General features: G+C 62.0%; 13 protein-coding genes. 6 read left to right on the top strand and 7 right to left on the bottom strand.

From position 1 onward, the window contains the following. Positions 1-43: 43 nt before the first annotated feature. Positions 44-544 (bottom strand): hypothetical protein, encoded by a 501-nt coding sequence (locus tag VGN12_25165; GenBank protein ID HEY4312765.1) that lies wholly within the window; start codon positions 542-544, stop codon positions 44-46. 382 nt (positions 545-926) lie between these two features. Between VGN12_25165 and VGN12_25160 the strand changes: the two genes are divergently transcribed. The 6 genes from VGN12_25160 (at position 927) to VGN12_25135 (ending at position 7,242) form a co-directional block, all read left to right on the top strand. Then, on the top strand, positions 927-1,490 hold the full coding sequence (locus VGN12_25160; protein HEY4312764.1) for a hypothetical protein: 564 nt from the start codon (positions 927-929) through the stop codon (positions 1,488-1,490). A 429-nt stretch (positions 1,491-1,919) separates the two neighbouring features. Next, entirely contained in the window at positions 1,920-3,578 is a 1,659-nt protein-coding gene (locus VGN12_25155; protein HEY4312763.1) for a serine/threonine-protein kinase, read from the top strand. 162 nt (positions 3,579-3,740) lie between these two features. Further along, a complete protein-coding gene (leuC, locus tag VGN12_25150; GenBank protein HEY4312762.1) occupies positions 3,741-5,159 on the top strand; it encodes a 3-isopropylmalate dehydratase large subunit in 1,419 nt (472 codons plus the stop codon). A gap of 53 nt (positions 5,160-5,212) precedes the next feature. Beyond that, the gene (leuD, locus tag VGN12_25145; protein ID HEY4312761.1) at positions 5,213-5,800 is read left to right on the top strand and encodes a 3-isopropylmalate dehydratase small subunit; all 588 of its coding nucleotides are present in this window, start codon (positions 5,213-5,215) and stop codon (positions 5,798-5,800) included. A gap of 45 nt (positions 5,801-5,845) precedes the next feature. Continuing rightward, complete coding sequence (locus tag VGN12_25140) at positions 5,846-6,631, top strand: SDR family oxidoreductase (protein ID HEY4312760.1); 786 nt, start codon at positions 5,846-5,848, stop codon at positions 6,629-6,631. Positions 6,632-6,693: 62 nt separating this feature from the next. Further along, positions 6,694-7,242: a hypothetical protein gene (locus VGN12_25135; protein HEY4312759.1), complete on the top strand. Its 549-nt coding sequence runs from the start codon at positions 6,694-6,696 to the stop codon at positions 7,240-7,242. A 50-nt stretch (positions 7,243-7,292) separates the two neighbouring features. On the opposite strand, the gene VGN12_25130 is transcribed toward VGN12_25135, so the two are convergent. From VGN12_25130 to VGN12_25105, 6 genes are all read right to left on the bottom strand, one after another. Then, a complete protein-coding gene (locus VGN12_25130) occupies positions 7,293-8,546 on the bottom strand; it encodes a cysteine desulfurase (GenBank protein HEY4312758.1) in 1,254 nt (417 codons plus the stop codon). Between the two features lie 38 nt (positions 8,547-8,584). Further along, a complete protein-coding gene (locus VGN12_25125) occupies positions 8,585-9,013 on the bottom strand; it encodes an iron-sulfur cluster assembly scaffold protein (GenBank protein HEY4312757.1) in 429 nt (142 codons plus the stop codon). A gap of 268 nt (positions 9,014-9,281) precedes the next feature. Further along, complete coding sequence (locus VGN12_25120) at positions 9,282-10,694, bottom strand: cytochrome c peroxidase (GenBank protein ID HEY4312756.1); 1,413 nt, start codon at positions 10,692-10,694, stop codon at positions 9,282-9,284. Between the two features lie 257 nt (positions 10,695-10,951). Beyond that, positions 10,952-11,440 carry a histidine phosphatase family protein gene (locus tag VGN12_25115; protein HEY4312755.1) on the bottom strand — a complete coding sequence of 163 codons (489 nt, stop codon included), beginning with the start codon at positions 11,438-11,440 and terminating at the stop codon, positions 10,952-10,954. A 201-nt stretch (positions 11,441-11,641) separates the two neighbouring features. After that, on the bottom strand, positions 11,642-12,622 hold the full coding sequence (locus tag VGN12_25110) for a hypothetical protein (protein HEY4312754.1): 981 nt from the start codon (positions 12,620-12,622) through the stop codon (positions 11,642-11,644). A 99-nt stretch (positions 12,623-12,721) separates the two neighbouring features. Then, positions 12,722-15,817 (bottom strand): YCF48-related protein, encoded by a 3,096-nt coding sequence (locus VGN12_25105; protein ID HEY4312753.1) that lies wholly within the window; start codon positions 15,815-15,817, stop codon positions 12,722-12,724. Between the last annotated feature and the right edge of the window lie 197 nt (positions 15,818-16,014).

Here is a 16,014-nt window from a genome sequence, read left to right as displayed (position 1 = left end):
GGCGACCGCGAACAGGCCCGGCAATTCTGCAATGCGCTGCTAGCTACCAGGCCAGCACCGGACGGCGAATCGAAAAGGGATTGCCCGCCCGGTCCGATTCCTTGGTCTTGGGAAAAAGCTCGACCGGCCCGTATTTGCGCGGGCTGGTTGTGCGCTTCGGCGGTGCGCTCTCTTTTGTCGCGATATCCGAGGATTGCAGATTCGCTGTGCCCGGAGCCAGCGGCGCCTCGGTCAACGCAGCATTGGCGCGCTGCTGTTTCCAGCGGCCGCTAAACACCTTAGGAGGCTGCCGCACATCGTTAGACGAAGCGGCCGAGGGTTGCGGTTGCGGCAAGCGAAACAGTCGTGGCCGCTTCGACTCGCTCTCGGTGGGTGGGGGCGGAGTCGGTGCGCCTGGCGCAAGCGGCACGTCGATCACCGGCGGCCCCAGCATTGGGCCATCAGCAACCGCAGCGCTCGGTACATTCGGCGGGAGGTTGTTTTGCGCCAACAATTCCGCCGTCAAACCAACAATAACAACCAACGCTAGCAACGAGGTGCGCATGCGGCTCCGCCTATTGGAACGTTTGCGACTTTGCACCTGCCCGTACCGCGCAGCATCGGATGCCGGCGGCACAGGACTTTAACAGCGAGGCTGTATATGACAGCTTCGTATGCAAACCGGTCAAAACGCATCGGGAATCTCCTGCGCGCCGCAATTCAGAATTCTATTTGACTCGCATCCAATAACCGGTCGAACAGATAATTGTCTGTCTTACGAGTGCCTGCCATTTTCCGCGGTCACGGGGAGTTTTTCGCACGCTTCCGAAGCGCGCGAATCCATGGACCGCGCCTGCCTTGCCGCCTCCGTCGTCCGCACCATTGGTGCGCGCCGTAGTTTCTTGCCCATTGGCCCATTTTGACCGAACGTCGTTCGGATTAATACGATGTGGTTCTCGATTTCGCGCCTCCGCCCGTTCTTTCTGGCCCGTCTGTCTCGACCGGCCGTCTATCGCCCGATCTATCAGGCGATCCGCCACCACGGCTTGCGGCGCATCGTCGAGTTGGGGGTTGGCCATGGGGATCGGGCTTTGCGAATGATCGAGATGGCCGCCTCCGGCGACATTGCTGAAAATGTGGTTTACACCGGCATCGACTTGTTCGAGATGCGGGCGGCCGAAGATGCGCCGGGCCTTTCGCTGAAAATGGCCCATCGCAAGCTGGTCACCAGCGGCGCCAAGATTCGTCTGCTGCCAGGCGATTCGTATTCGGCATTGTCTCGCGCCGCGAACATGCTTGGCGTCGCCGACCTGGTCGTGATCGCGGCCGATCCGAACAAAGCCGCGCTCGAGCGATCTTGGTATTACATCGAGAGACTCTTGCACGAGCCGACGCACATCTTCATGCAGAACGCTCCGGCTGACGGCATAGAGGGGACGTTTCGTCTGGTGCCACACGCCGAGGTGCGGCAACTGGCCGCGGCCGTGGCTCCGCGACGGCGGGCCGCCTAAAGGGCGTGCCCCCACGAACGAGATTCCGCGCCCCCCAAGTGTCTTGCCGGTGCGGCGAACCCGGCGCCGCGTTTCCGGGTCTCGTCTCCAGGTGAGGCAGCTGCGGCCGGCTTGCCGAACGGCGTACCTCGGTCCCTTGCAGGCATTCCCCCCCGCTAGCGTGGCGATTCTGCAGGGGGGTGAAATAATTTCTGGCCCGCGGCAACTATTGTCCGGCAGAAACTTTCCGTTGCCGAGAGTCGGGATGAGGCGAGCGGTCAAAGAAACTTCACGGGCGAACGAATGGTACAAAGAGTAATCCTCGCCACATCGCCGTCGGCGGCAGGGGCGAAAAATGGCCTGACGCTGCCCCCGCGCCGGACGCGTATGATGGTTTAACCAGGTATCGAAAAAGGGCGTAGTGCGGCTTGCACTCGTAGCGCACGATCGATGGACCAGCACCGTCACGATCCGCTGAGACGTTCCGGAGTCGACGCGACTCTTGATAGCTTGAGCATCGGACCCTCGTCCGGCTCTGGCCCTTTGCCGGAATTCAACCCCCATGTGGCGCTAGTTGAGGGTAGCGGACCTGGTCTTTCCGGCGAAACCCGTCTGCTGCTGCGGACGCGGCTGCGCGCCGCGGCGCTGGTATTGTGCCTCGGGTCGGCGGCGTTTCTGATGCGAACGTTCTTTTCCGGCGGCATGACGGCCGGTGATCCCGGCGTGCGCGGCCAATCGTTTCTGAATTGGTTTCACATAACGCACGTCGTCGTACTAGCGCTGGTGAGTTACAAGCTGTGCTGGCGCTGTAACCTGTCGCTGCGAGCTCTACGCGTGGCCGAGATGGTGATTTTCGGCCTGACTGCGCTGTTCTTCGCCTTTGTGCAGCACTTTGCCAATCGCGTCAGCCTGACCAACGACCACGTCTCCTACAACCCGGTGGGCATCTGGTACTGCCTGATGTTCACCTACGCGATTTACATTCCCAACTCATGGCGCCGCGCGGCAATCGTGATTGGTTTCATGGCGTTGGCACCGATCGCGGTGATGCTGTTCGACGAGCGAGTTTACGGCGGCCTCAGCCGGGGTGAACATCTCGACCAGCTTTCGTACGTCGTGTTGTTCATGGCGGCCGGGTTTGGTTCCAGCGTTTACGGCACGTACATGATCGGCAGCCTGCGCCGCGAGGCGTTCGAAGCCAAGCAACTCGGCCAGTATCGACTGCGCCATCTGATCGGCGCCGGTGGCATGGGAGAAGTGTATTTGGCCGAGCATCAGTTGCTGAAGCGGCCCTGCGCGATCAAGATCATTCGTCCCGGCAAAGCGCACGACCCGCGGGCCTTGGCCCGTTTCGAGCGCGAGGTGCGTGCCACGGCCCGGCTGTCGCACTGGAACACCGTCGAGATCTTCGATTACGGCAGCACCGAGGACGGCACGTTCTATTATGTGATGGAATACCTGCCCGGCTTGAGCCTGGCGGACCTGGTCGAGCGTTACGGCCCACTGCCGCCGGAACGGGTCATTTACCTGCTTTCGCAAACCTGCGATGCGCTGCGCGAGGCGCATGCGATCGGTCTGGTGCACCGCGACATCAAGCCGGGAAATATTTTCGCGGCCCAACGTGGTGGCGTACATGACGTGGCGAAGCTGTTGGACTTCGGGCTGGCGAAGGCCGCGACGCTCGGTCCCAGCTCGGCGCAGCTGACGCAGGACGGCACGATCACCGGCTCGCCGTTGTATATGTCACCCGAACAGGCGCTCGGCGAAAGCGAACCCGACGCGCGTAGCGATATCTACTCGCTGGGCGCCGTGGCGTACTTCTTGTTGGTAGGACGTCCGCCGTTCGACAATCAGAATCCGATGCGGGTCATGGTCGCACACGCGCATGACGAAGTCGTAGCGCCCACGCGTTTCCGTCCCGATATTCCCCACGACCTCGAGCAGGTGATCCTGCGGGCACTGGCCAAAAATCCGGCAGAGCGGTATCAATCGGCCGCGGCATTGGGACGGGCATTGTCCGAGTGCGAATCGGCCAGCGACTGGTCCCGCGAGCAAGCCACGAATTGGTGGCAACAAATCGAACAACCCGCCACCGTGGCTGCACTTTAAGCCCGTCGGGCTACCTCGCGGCCGGGCTTTCCGAACCTCCCCAAGCGCGCGGCTGTCTAGTAGAATTAACCGTCTGGGTAATTCTCCGCGCGGCGGACCGGGCGAACAGTAGTTCCCGGCCAACGTTCCTGCCGCGTTCCTTCTGCCGGCTCGAGTTGATCCATGATTTCACCATCATCCCGCCCCCGTACGATGTTCGACAAGGTTTGGGATGCACATGTCGTGCATGCCGAAGAGGGGAAGCCCACGATCCTGTATATCGATCTGCACCTGGTCCACGAAGTGACCAGCGCCCAGGCATTCGAAGGGCTGCGCCTGGCCAAACGTCAGGTCCGGCAACCGGCCCGCACCGTGGCCACGCCCGATCACAACATTCCCACGACCGACCGGTCGCTGCCGATTCTGGACCCGATTTCAAAACAGCAAATCGACACTCTACGGAACAATTGTCGCGAGTTCGGCGTCAAGCTGTACGACCTGGATAACGCCCAGCAGGGGATCGTTCACGTCATCGGCCCTGAGCTCGGCCTGACGCAGCCCGGCATGACGATCGTTTGCGGCGACAGCCACACCGCCACGCACGGCGCGTTGGGGGCAATGGCTTTTGGCATCGGCACCAGCGAAGTCGAGCACGTGTTGGCCACGCAGACGCTGTTGCAATATCGCCCCAAGACGTTCGAAGTTCGCTTCGAGGGCGCGCTAGCGCGGGGCGTAACGGCCAAGGATCTGATCCTGTACCTGATTGGCCAGCTCACCACCGACGGCGGAACGGGCTATGCCATCGAGTACACCGGCAGTGCCATTCGCGCCATGGATATGGAAGAGCGCATGACCGTGTGCAACATGTCGATCGAAGCCGGCGCACGCTGCGGCATGATCGCACCGGACGACGTCACGTACGACTATCTGCGCGGCCGTGAATTCGCGCCACGCAACTTTGACGTGGCCGTAGCTCGCTGGAAAGAGTTGCCGACCGACCCGGGTGCGAAATACGACCGCGTCCAGATCTTTCAGGCCGCGGACGTGGCGCCGCAGGTTACCTGGGGAACGAATCCGGGCCAGGTGGCCAAGGTCGTCGACAAGGTGCCGAATCCGGCCGAGCTGGCGGATGAAAACGAGCGCAAGAGTGCCGCCAGTGCGCTGAGTTACATGGGGCTCAAGGCCGGCACCCCGATCGCGGACGTGGCACTCGATCGGGTCTTTATCGGCTCCTGCACCAACAGCCGCATTAGCGACCTGCGGGCCGCGGCGGCAGTTGTTAAGGGATATCGCATTGCGGACAAGGTCCACGCCATGGTCGTGCCCGGCAGTGGACAAGTGAAACGGCAGGCCGAGGCCGAGGGGCTCGATCGCGTCTTCAAGGAAGCGGGATTCGAATGGCGCGAGGCCGGATGCAGCATGTGCCTGGGCATGAATCCCGACACCCTTTCGCCGGGCGAGCGCTGTGCATCGACCAGCAACCGCAACTTCGAAGGGCGGCAAGGCAAGGGAGGCCGCACGCACTTGGTGTCGCCGGCCATGGCCGCGGCTGCCGCGGTGACGGGGCATTTCGTCGACATTCGCGAATGGAAATACAAGTAACGCAGGTCAAAGGCCGCCGTACGCGGACTGCATCTTTTCTTTCAGGTTGAAGTATGAAACCGTTCGTCAAGCATCACGGTCTGGTCGCGGCGATGGATCGCGCCAATGTGGATACCGACCAGATCATTCCCAAGCAATTCCTCAAGCGAATCGAGCGAACCGGCTTTGGGCAGTTCCTGTTTCAGGATTGGCGTCGCAACGAAGACGGCTCGGATAATCCTCAGTTCGAGTTGAATTTGCCCCGCAATCGGGGCGCCACGATTCTGCTGGCGCGGCGCAATTTCGGCTGCGGCTCGAGCCGGGAACACGCGCCGTGGGCGCTCGAAGATTACGGCTTTCGCGCGATCATCGCCCCCAGCTTCGCCGACATCTTCTACAATAATTGCTTCAAGAACGGTCTGCTGCCGGTGCGACTTGACGAGGCGATCGTGGATGATCTCTTCAAGCGCGCAGCACGCGAAGGATTTCAACTGACGGTCGATCTGGAAAAGTGTTCGATCGAGGACGACGCCGGCTTGAAGATCGCGTTCGAGGTCGAACCCTCGCGACGCCATTCACTGCTCAACGGGCTGGATGACATCGGCCTGACGCTCGCGCACGAAGACACGATCACGGCCTACGAAGCAGCGCACGCCGGTTAGTCGTTTCGTGAAGCGATCGCGCCCACATCCTTGCAGGAACCTGCCGTGACTCTGAACGGAAGAATTGCCCTGGTGACCGGCGCCAGCCGTGGCATTGGCCGCGCCGCGGCGATTGCACTGGCGGAAGCCGGCGCCGATGTGGCGATAAATTTCAACTCGCATCCGGAGGAAGCCGAGAGCGTGGCTGACGCCGTGCATGCCGCCGGACGCAGGTCGCTATTGCTGCCAGGCGATATCGGCGACGTCCAAGTCGCGAACGATGCTGTCGAGAAAACCGTGCGGCAGTTCGGCCGGCTCGACATCGCCGTCACGAACGCCGCTTACAGCGACCGCGAGGTTTTTCATCAGGCGGACCTCGATGGATTTCACCGTACGGTCCAGGTCACGATGTGGGGGGCGTTCTACACGCTGCGGGCCGCGACACAACAGATGATCGAACAAGGGGACGGCGGCTCGATCGTTGTTATCAGTTCGCCGCACGCCGTGATCCCGGTGCCCCGCTCGATGGCCTACAACATGGCAAAGGCTGCGATCGATCAAATGGCGCGCACCGCCGCGATCGAGCTGGTCGAAGAGCGAATCCGCGTGAACATCATCCACCCAGGCTGGATCGATACGCCCGGGGAACGCAAATTCGCGACCGAGGAACAGATTCAGCGCGGCGGCGAGAAGCTCCCCTGGAAGCGATTGGGTAAGCCCGAAGAAATCGGCCGCGGCGTGGTTTTTCTGTGTGATCCGGCGAGCGATTACATCACTGGCTCGACGCTGGGGATCGACGGCGGGGCGACGCTGCCGTGGTGGGCGTCGCGGGGCTCGGCTGTGCCGGAATAGCTCGCTCGCCGATGCGATTTTGAAGTTAGCCTGGGATTGGAACAGACGGGGCGTTGAGCACGATGAAAACCGAATATCTACTCCCCTGCCAGTGTGGACAGAAACTGGCGGTCGATCGCAGCCAGGCCGGGCTCTCGATCCGGTGCGAGCATTGCGGGGCCGAGGTGGCAATCCCGACGTTGCGTGGGCTCGAGAAGCTCGAACGCGCCACCCCTGAAGAATCGGATTCGGGCGGAGAATGGGGTACACGACAGGGGCTTTTGTTCCTGGGCACGACCATAACAACGCTTGCTCTCGCGGCTAGCGCCTTTATCTGGCTCGCGCGGCCGATCTTTCCGCAAGAGTATCACGACGCAATCATTGACGCGGCCGGTTCAACGGTCGATCTCGATCAGATGTCGCTATCGCAGACATTCGCGGTGTGGAAGGAATTGCAGCAACCGCCTGAGGTGCCGAATATCCCTGAGTACCGCGACCTGATCACGAACTTCGAGGCCGCCCGCGCAATTTTTCAGCGTCGGTTGACCATCGCCTTGGGGGCCGCTGCCTGTGGAGTGGCGGTGTTGGGCGTTAGCTTGCTCGTGCCGAAGCGTAAGGCGCCCTTACGATAGAGCCTCATCAAAGAGCTTCTACCGAACGCCGCGCCCACCTGGCCAGCGCGCTATTTCTTGCGAAAGACGCGCTTCGCGTCCGCGAGCGCCGTGCCGAGCAATTCGACCTCGGCCAAGGTGTTGTAGAAGTAGAAGCTGGCGCGGGCGCTGGCGTTGACCCCCAACCGTTTATGGAGCGGCATCGCGCAGTGGTGGCCGGCGCGGATCGCGATTCCCTGCCGATCGAGCAACTGGGCCACGTCGTGAGCATGCACGCCTTCAACCGTGAAGCTGACGATGCCCCCTTTTTCGGCCGGGGCTGGTCCGAGGATATGTACGCCCCCCACTTCACTGAGCACCTGATGGGCGCGCTCGGTGAGGATCTGCTCGTAGGCGTGAATCTTCTCCAGGCCGACGCGATTCAGATAATCGATCGCGGCCCCCAGGCCGATGGCGGGTACGATCGGCGGCGTGCCGGCCTCGAACTTGGCCGGCAATGCGGCCGGTTCGAACGAATCGAGCTTCACGCGGCGAATCATGCTACCGCCACCGAGAAATGGCGGCATGGCCTCGAGCAATTCGCGCCGCCCATACAGGATGCCTACGCCTGACGGTCCGAGCATTTTATGGCCGCTAAAGGCCAGGAAATCGACGTCCAGCGCCTGCACGTCGGTCGCCATGTGCGGCACGCTTTGGGCCGCGTCGACTAACACGACCGCCCCCGCGGCATGCGCCTGGCGAACGATTTCGGCCACGGGATTGATCGTGCCCAGCACGTTCGAGACAGCCCCGACGGCGACCAGCTTCGTGCGCTTGTTCAGCAGTGCCGAAAACTGCTGCATGTCGAGCAATCCGTCGGCAGTCATCGGCACGTGTCGTAAAACGGCGCCGCGCTCGGCGGCCAATTGCTGCCAGGGAACCAGATTCGAATGGTGCTCCATCTCGGTAAGCACAATTTCGTCCCCGGCAACGATGTTCGCCGCACCCCAACTGCGCGCGACGAGGTTGATACCTTCGGTCGTGCCATAGGTGAAGATCACCTGCTCACGGGCCGGCGCGTTAATGAACACCCGGACTTTCTCGCGCGCCTCTTCAAACAGGTCGGTGCTTTGATCGCTCAACCAGTGAATGCCGCGGTGAACGTTGGCATACTGCTTTTCATAAACATCCACGAGCGATTGAATGACTTCGCGCGGCCGCTGCGTGGTGGCAGCATTGTCGAGGTAAACCAGCGGCACGTTGTCGTGCAGACGCACCGAAAGAATCGGAAAGTCGACGCGCAGCGCCTCGGGATCGAGTGGCAAAACCGGCGTCAGCGTACTCATGGATTTTCCGCGATCAATTCTTGAGGGAAGTGCGATGTCTAGTTGGAAGAGGCCGCCGAAGGACCGGTCGTGGTTCCGTCTTTATCCACCCGCGAATAGACGGCCGCCTGCAGCACGCGCCACGACAGCAGGCAGCATTTCTGCCGATTCGGAGTCAGCTTGGCGCCAAACAGCCGCAGCATGTCCTCGGCCGTGAAATTCTTGATCTCGTCGAGCGTCTTCTGGTCGAAATGCTCGACCAGCATCGAGGCCGCGGCTTGGCTGATGCAGCAGCCGTCACCGTCGAAATAGACCTCTTGAATCTTGCCTTGCGGATCGATGGCCAAATCGATGCGCACGACGTCGCCGCAGAGCGGGTTGTCGTCTTCGTGCGAATGCGTCGCGTGCGCCACGCGCCCACGATGGTACGGATCCTCGTAATGCTCGAGGATATGTTCCTGATACAGTTCGTCTTCGTTACTGGGCATGAGAGAATGGCAGGTCGACGGGCGAATGGCCGGCGACCGAGCCCCACGGTGGTGGTCGGTCTTACGCGTTGCGATACCGGAACGCCTTGGCGGCATCTGCCCAAGTCTAGGTCCCGAGGGGAAGACCGACAACCGCGGCAGCAGTGTGCAGCCACCGCAGGTTCACGATGCTTACCGCTTTAAGCCTCGGCTAACGACAGCCAGCAGGCCACAGGACACTTCGACGTGAAGGTTGCCTTTGCCGGCTGGGAAACGCTGCGAGCCGTGCTTACTTCGGCAATCGACCGGTTTCGATCTTCGGAAAGTCGCCGGTGCAAGCCTTCATGAACTCGACCAAGTCCGTCTTTTCTTGATCCGTCAGATTTAGCTTCTTGATCTTGGGATCGAGAGTGGGGTTTGGGTGACCCCCCTTGTCGTACCAGGCCACGACTTCTTCCAGCGTCTTGTGCGAGCCGTCGTGCATGTACGGCGCCGAGAGCGCGACGTTGCGAATTGTGGGAGTCTTGTATGACCCCTTGTCTTTCTCGTCCTTCGTCACGTCATGCCGGCCCAGGTCCGGCTTCTCGACATCCATTCCCACGCCCAGGTTGTGATGCAACTCGTCGGTCAAATTCGCACCGACGTGGCAAGCCGTGCAGGAGCCTTTGTCGGTGAAAAAAATCTCGCGTCCACGCAGGGCGCTTTCGGACATCGGATGTTCGGCCGCGGCGGCCTTGGTCTTCTCGTACAGGGCCAACAGCTCCGGATCTTCCTTCAGCTCGTCCAGGTCGGCGCTGGCATAGGCCCGGAGCTGTTCGTTGTAATCGAACGGCGAGGGACCGCTGACGATCGCCCGCTCGAACGTGGCGATTGCCTTACCGATGTTGTCGATATTTACGTTTGCCCCATCACTGCCACCGAAGAGCTTGTCGAACTCCATTCGATAGCCTTCGATGCCCTTAACAGTCGCCACTGCTTGCTCGTGCGTGTTAGCCATCTCGATCGGATTGGCGATCGGTCCCACGGCTTGCTCTTCCAGGCTGCCGGCACGGCCGTCCCAGAATTGCGGACCGCTGAAAATCCGGTTGTACGAGACCGGCGAATTTCGCCCGCCCGTCTGTCCGCGCACGCCGACGCCGAATTGCGTATGAGCGGCAAAGCCTTGCTCGGGGTCATGGCAGCTGGCGCAGCTGATGGTGCCGTCGGACGACAGCCGCTTATCGAAGTAGAGCTGCCGCCCCAGCTCGATCATTCCGCGCGACATGGGATTGGCTTCGAGAACGGCCTCGGCCTGTTGGATGCCGGCGTTCAAGCCCAGTGGCAGATCGATTTCGAGCTTCTCGAGCGTTTCAGGTTTATCGAACCAGGCCTTGATCTGTTCGACCGTGAGGTCACCTTCACCGGGGATACCGGCCGTCAGGTCCGGTGAGCCGAGCAGCACGCGCTTGCTGGCGGTAGCGGCAGGAGCATCTGCCGGCTTGGAAACGACCTCTTCAGTAGTCCCGATGGGCTCTTTCGAGCCATCGGCCGATTTCTCGGTCGCTGTTTTTGCATCTTCGGCCGGTGTGGCTGCTTCGGCCTTCGTTTTCTTGTCAGCCTTGGCGGCCTTCTTCTCGGCGGGCTTTCCACAACCGATGGTTAAGGCGAACAAACAGCACGCGAGCCCGCAAACCGCGGCGGCGAAAGTGACGCGAAATCGCATGTTCGAATCCTGTGTGAGCTTGAATGGTGTGGATGCAGCGCTGGGGCGAGTGGATTGCGCCCACTGCAGGGGACGCGCGGAGGAGTTAACGCAAGCCCGGCGTCCAGGTCAGAGAGAGTATCTGATAAAATTCTAGGGTCTTCAAGCGGCGAGGCTACGGGGGTATGCCAGGGATTTCGACCCCTTGGCGGCTTTGATGCAGGCTCGCTACCGAGTTGGACTCCGGCGCAGATTCTCCGCCGACCCGTCCCCGATTGTTAGCAACGCATGAGATCGGCGGTTGCCAGCCAGATTAATTCGCCGGTGCCTGCGGCGATGGGCCCCGCAAAGCGAATTGCGGCAACCGCCCCTTTTTCGAAGTCGATCTGAGCATGTCCGGCCCCGATCAGGTCGACCGCCAGGCTACCGACGTCCGGAGCGTGCCCCACCCAGGCGACGTCCCCGGGCAGTTGGTCGCGCGTCCACTTTAGAAGCGGTTCGAGGCGGCCACCCGGCGCCAAGTTTTCGAGAATTGTCACCGGGGGGTGAGCCGGGCAGAGATCGCTAATGACCTCGGCCGTCTGACGCGTACGAATCAGTGGACTCGTTCCCACGGCCGCCGGGTGAAAACCTCGCTTCGTCAGTTTCTTAACCATCCGGCGAAATCGTTTGCGCCCTTTGTCCGTGAGCGGACGCAAAGAATCGTCGGCGTAGCGAGGATCACCCGATTGACCGGCCCAGGCGTGGCGAACGACATAGATGACCATCGAGGCAACTTCTCACAGGGTTCAAGGCAGTAGCGTGGCGCATCACGGAAACGAGCAGTGCCGGCGCGCAACACCTGCGCAGGCGTTAACAAGAGTATAGGCCCAGAAAGCCGGCCTTGGTTCTCTGTCTCCGGAGCTTTGCCGGCGGCGACAAGGGGTAAACGTCGACGCCCGGCCGCAGGACACCTGAAGCGGCGGAGGTTACTTGGCACGCCATAGTTGTCGATCGTCGATGCCCAGCGCCGTCTGGAGCGCCGCGATCTGCTTCTTGAAGCGGCGCGCATCTTGCGAGTAGCCGGCCGTGGGACGTAGTTCGGGCATTTGCCGGCACCAGTAATCGTTAAAGGCCCGCATTGCCAACTCGCGCAGATACTTGGCTGTCATCGAAGCCAGTGCCACAGGCAACGCTTGCTCGGCTCGGCAGCGGAACGAAATCGTGGTGCGCGTCTCCGCGGGGCCGAAGACGTAGCGACTTTCCAGATTTCCTTCGCACCGCGCCTCGACCAGCCACTCGGGAAAATAATGTTGCACTAGCGGCGCGTAATAGTCGCGGCCGCCATGCTTATCGCATATCACCGAGACGCGCGCTCCGGCAAGCGGCGCCATCATGTCTGAGATCAGTTCGAGCGTGATTGCGGAGAGCGCATTGCTCTTGTTGCCATGCACTTCGAGCCGGTCGTTAAAACGTTCAGGAAACACCGCTCGGCCGGCCATAGCCCGCAGTCGAACGCCGCTGCGCTCGAAACCCTTTCGCAGTTTTCCGGCAAGGCGATCGATTTCCTTCGTTTCCGCTGCTAGCGGCAATCGCGACTCGTAGTCAGCGTGCCAGGGCGCTGCATCACCACCGTCAGTCCCTTGCGGGCAGAAGCAGTCCCAGGCTTCGTGCCAGGTCGCGGGCTGCTGATCGAGTGTCGACAGCGCGATGAGGACGCCCTGCTCGAGCTGCGACAGTCCTTGCGCGGGGTTGTAGAGCGATTTCGAATCGGCAAAGGCCACGCGCCGCGGCGGCGTTCGTGTGCCGCGCTTCGCGGTGCGACAAATGCAATGTCGCAGCCGTTCGTAGAGATTTACGTCCGATGGCTCCAGCCCGTCGTCGGGGATTTCCCAAACGGTAGCCGCCACGACCAAGGGCCCCAGGGGCGGTCCATACCCGGCTTCATCCGTGCCAATTAAGAAGCTCACGTGCGGCGCGCCTTCCGTCGGCGATTCAGCCACGGCCTGCGACCATTCCAAAGGTCGCCACGATCCTACGCCGGGCTGGCCCTTTAAGATTAAGGGGCTTCATTCAAAGATGATATAGCCGGACCCTTCGGGCGTTCCGACTACGGTCGCGGGGCGCGTCCAGGATTGAAATCCCACACCTGGCACGATCCGCTGTAAGCCGAGCGCCCAGACGGTCTTTGGCCCGACAGGCTCGGACGAAAGCTGGTTCAGCGGAATCGCCGCTTCGACGGTCCAGTTTTCTTCGCCGCGCGCGGCCGCCACGAACCAGCGCGGATTCCAACTGGCGTCCCCCCAGCAATCTTCGGCCGTCCAGCCACGATGGTCGACCGACAGGTTGTAGAACGTGGTCCAGTCCCGATCCACATCCAAACGCAACTCGATTCGATCCTGCGCCGATAAATCGGCATCTCGCTCGCGGGTGCGATTCTCGGTCGGATAGTTTGCCTGCGGTGCGCGGCGGCAGTCAATCGCAACGTAGAGGAACTCTTCGTCGTAGGCCAACATCATGGTTCCCGGCCACTCGGCATCGTCCGAGAGCGGGCTAGCAAGTTCCAAACGCACTGCCTGCTGCCAGACTTCGTCCGTTAAGTCGCCATCCAAGCGAGGCTTTTCGGCCGCGCGGCGCGCGGTCGCCGCGGTTTTCGGAGGGGCGGCACCGGTTGCTTCGAACAACCATTGCTCGCCGCGGGCGCAGGCCCACCACGCGTCGCGAGGACGTGTATTGCTGACGGTGGCAAAGAAACGATCCACCTGCGGGCCTGCGGTCGCGGTGCGCGTCCTGGCAATGGCCAAGGGAAATTGAACGTGCATGTCGCTCCAGGCCTGGGCATCGATCCGTTCCAATGCCTGCGCTGCGTCGACGGCCTTCACATATCGCGCGGCTGGGCCCGTGAGCGCGGGCTGCGTTTCGCTACGACCAGCAGTTTGCACGACCGATGGCAGCGGTAGACTGACCGGCGGCGGCATCGCCGCGGGAATCAAACCGGCAGTGTTGCGTGCCACGCTGCGCGATCGGGGTTCGGGGGCCGGCTGCGAACGGATTAACGCTTCACTGCTGCTCCAATATTGCACGAGCCAGGCCAGCGACGGTGCGGCCAGCGCGTGATGCGGATACTTCTCGGCGAGAAGCTGAAATGTCGAGGCGGCGAAATCCCAATGCCCATCCGCGCGATACGTGTGCCCCAACTCGAACAATGTTTGTCCGGCCGTCTCGGGATCGAGGCCGCGCGTCAGGTCGGCAATTTGTCCGAGCAGCACGGCCGCGCCGCGGTCGGATCGCTCGGTATGCGCAAGGATTGCCTGCAGGTTGCGATGCTTCTCCGCGATTTGTCGCATCGCATCCATGCCGGCGCGTCCGGCTGTGGGAAGCTCTCGTCGCGTATCGGACGCTGGTGCCAGCGACAGGCCGCTGAAGAAATCCTGTTGCCCCATCCCTTGCCCTACGCCATCGACATACAGTCGAAAGCCCCAGGCACTGGGGGGCGCGGCGTAATGGTCGCCAAGTAGTCCACGGGCGTTGCCGGCGTAATCGGCCAGTGATCGCGCCAGTCGCGGGGCGAGTTGCGATGTGTTGACATTGATCGTGCCGAGCTTGCCGGCAGGAAGACTGCCCGCAACTTTCTTCACAGTCCAGGGGCTCAGGCCGACGTCGGACAACTGTTCGGGAAATTTCTCGCTGCTGCCGGCGTCTGCGACGGCGCGCAGCACAACTTGATTGACGAGATGCCCGAGTGGATCGTCGCCGCTGGGACTGGCGGCCGAAGTGAAGACGATTTCCGGTCTCCAAGTGCGCAGTTGGCGCACCAGGTGTTCCTCCAAGCGTTCGACCCCTTGGCCCGCATACATGCGATTCCAGCCGTCGACGATTTGTTCGACGTCGGATTGCAATCCACTCTGACGCAACGGGAAACCCCAAGTGCGCTCGGCGCTACTGCAACCGATTGCCAATAAGGCAGCGCGTTCGCGTTCGGTTTGACGTACCGCGGCCGTGGTATCTGGTTCGGCATCGCGGCGAGTGACGAGCTCGATGGCCGTGATATAGCCTTCGTTCGCTGCCAGCCGGGCCACGGCCTCGAGCGGCACGCGCTCGGCATCGCTGTACACGCCGAGTAGCGCAACTCGCTCGCGCGCGCCGTGTTGTTTTTGCCAGGTGCGACCCCCGTCGATCGTGACCAGGATCGTTCCCAGCGCGCCGACAGCCCAACCACGTTCGGCGTCGACGAATTTCAATTTGTTGATCGGCAGCGATTGGCCGGTTGGCTGACTTTCCCACGTCGTTCCGCCATCAGGCGAGTGCATGACGCGCGCGCCAGGACTGCCAGCCACCCACAAATGCGAATCGACAATTTCGACCGTTCGGAAATCGAACTGCTCGCCGGCCGGTGGTTCCTGCGGAGCTGGCTGCCACGAGCGACCGCCGTCATGTGTCGCCAGTAGCAAGCCCCCATCGCCGGCGAGCCAGCCGTCCTGGGCACTGGCCAGGCGCACGGCACGTGGCTCGCGCAATCCATACTCGGCTTGCTGCCACGGGTCGAGCCGCCGTTGGCTGATGGCCGCCCGGGCACCGCGGGCGCCGGCGATGGCGGCCACCTGCGGATTGGCAAAATCGGCGACCGTCCACTCGGCAGGTTCCCGGTCCGCGAGCGGCGTCCAGGATCGTCCTTCGTTGTCGGTGTAGAAGACGCTCGAAGGGAACAGCGCCGATGGCTCGGCCAGGGCCCAACCCTGCGGACCGAAGAATTTCACCGCGCGGAAGGTGGCGAGCAGGGTTCCCTTGTCGGCTTCCCATGTTCGCCCACCATCGACGGTGTGGAGCAGCACGCCCTTATTGGCGTCGAGGTAGGGACGCTGTTGGCCGCCGGCTGCCCAGCCACTTTCGGCATTATTGAAATGCACGCTGCGCAGCGTGCAAGCGATGCCGATAGAGATGGGCTCCCAAGATTGCCCGGCGTTTTCGGTGCGCCAAATGATGCCGCGGTCCCCGACGGCCCAACCGTTCTCGGCGTCGGCGAACGTGACGTCATGCAACTCGGCGTCTTCGAGCATTGACTGCGCAAGCAGATTGTCGGCGGCACGTAGCGTGTCGCTGGCAAAGGCAGCAACGCCGATCGCAATCACCCAGACGATGAATCGTCGCGGCAACAAACCATCCATGGCCGGGCCTCGAACTAGCTAAGAGCAGAGCATTTCAGAGCGGCTGGGATTCTAGCCGCAACGCGAGAAGCGACCTAGAGCGCCGCTCGCGCTCGCATGATCCGAGGCGGTTCTGGGCCGGGTGCTATCGCACGAATTTGAAACCCGAACGACCAACAAAAAAGCCCCCGGAGCAACGTTCGTCACTCCGAGGGCTT

The organism is Pirellulales bacterium (genome assembly GCA_036499395.1).
In the GTDB taxonomy this organism is placed as follows: Bacteria; Planctomycetota; Planctomycetia; order Pirellulales; family JACPPG01; genus JACPPG01.
The sequence above is the reverse complement of the archived record's forward strand: the minus strand, read 5'-3'. Positions and strand labels throughout refer to the sequence as shown.

Coding starts and splice junctions, on each gene's coding strand:
- VGN12_25165 (HEY4312765.1), bottom strand. CDS start 544: ATGCGCACCTCGTTGCTAGCGTTGGTTGTTATTGTTGGTTTGACGGCG.
- VGN12_25160 (HEY4312764.1), top strand. CDS start 927: ATGTGGTTCTCGATTTCGCGCCTCCGCCCGTTCTTTCTGGCCCGTCTG.
- VGN12_25155 (HEY4312763.1), top strand. CDS start 1,920: ATGGACCAGCACCGTCACGATCCGCTGAGACGTTCCGGAGTCGACGCG.
- leuC (HEY4312762.1), top strand. CDS start 3,741: ATGATTTCACCATCATCCCGCCCCCGTACGATGTTCGACAAGGTTTGG.
- leuD (HEY4312761.1), top strand. CDS start 5,213: ATGAAACCGTTCGTCAAGCATCACGGTCTGGTCGCGGCGATGGATCGC.
- VGN12_25135 (HEY4312759.1), top strand. CDS start 6,694: ATGAAAACCGAATATCTACTCCCCTGCCAGTGTGGACAGAAACTGGCG.
- VGN12_25130 (HEY4312758.1), bottom strand. CDS start 8,546: ATGAGTACGCTGACGCCGGTTTTGCCACTCGATCCCGAGGCGCTGCGC.
- VGN12_25125 (HEY4312757.1), bottom strand. CDS start 9,013: ATGCCCAGTAACGAAGACGAACTGTATCAGGAACATATCCTCGAGCAT.
- VGN12_25120 (HEY4312756.1), bottom strand. CDS start 10,694: ATGCGATTTCGCGTCACTTTCGCCGCCGCGGTTTGCGGGCTCGCGTGC.
- VGN12_25115 (HEY4312755.1), bottom strand. CDS start 11,440: ATGGTCATCTATGTCGTTCGCCACGCCTGGGCCGGTCAATCGGGTGAT.
- VGN12_25105 (HEY4312753.1), bottom strand. CDS start 15,817: ATGGATGGTTTGTTGCCGCGACGATTCATCGTCTGGGTGATTGCGATC.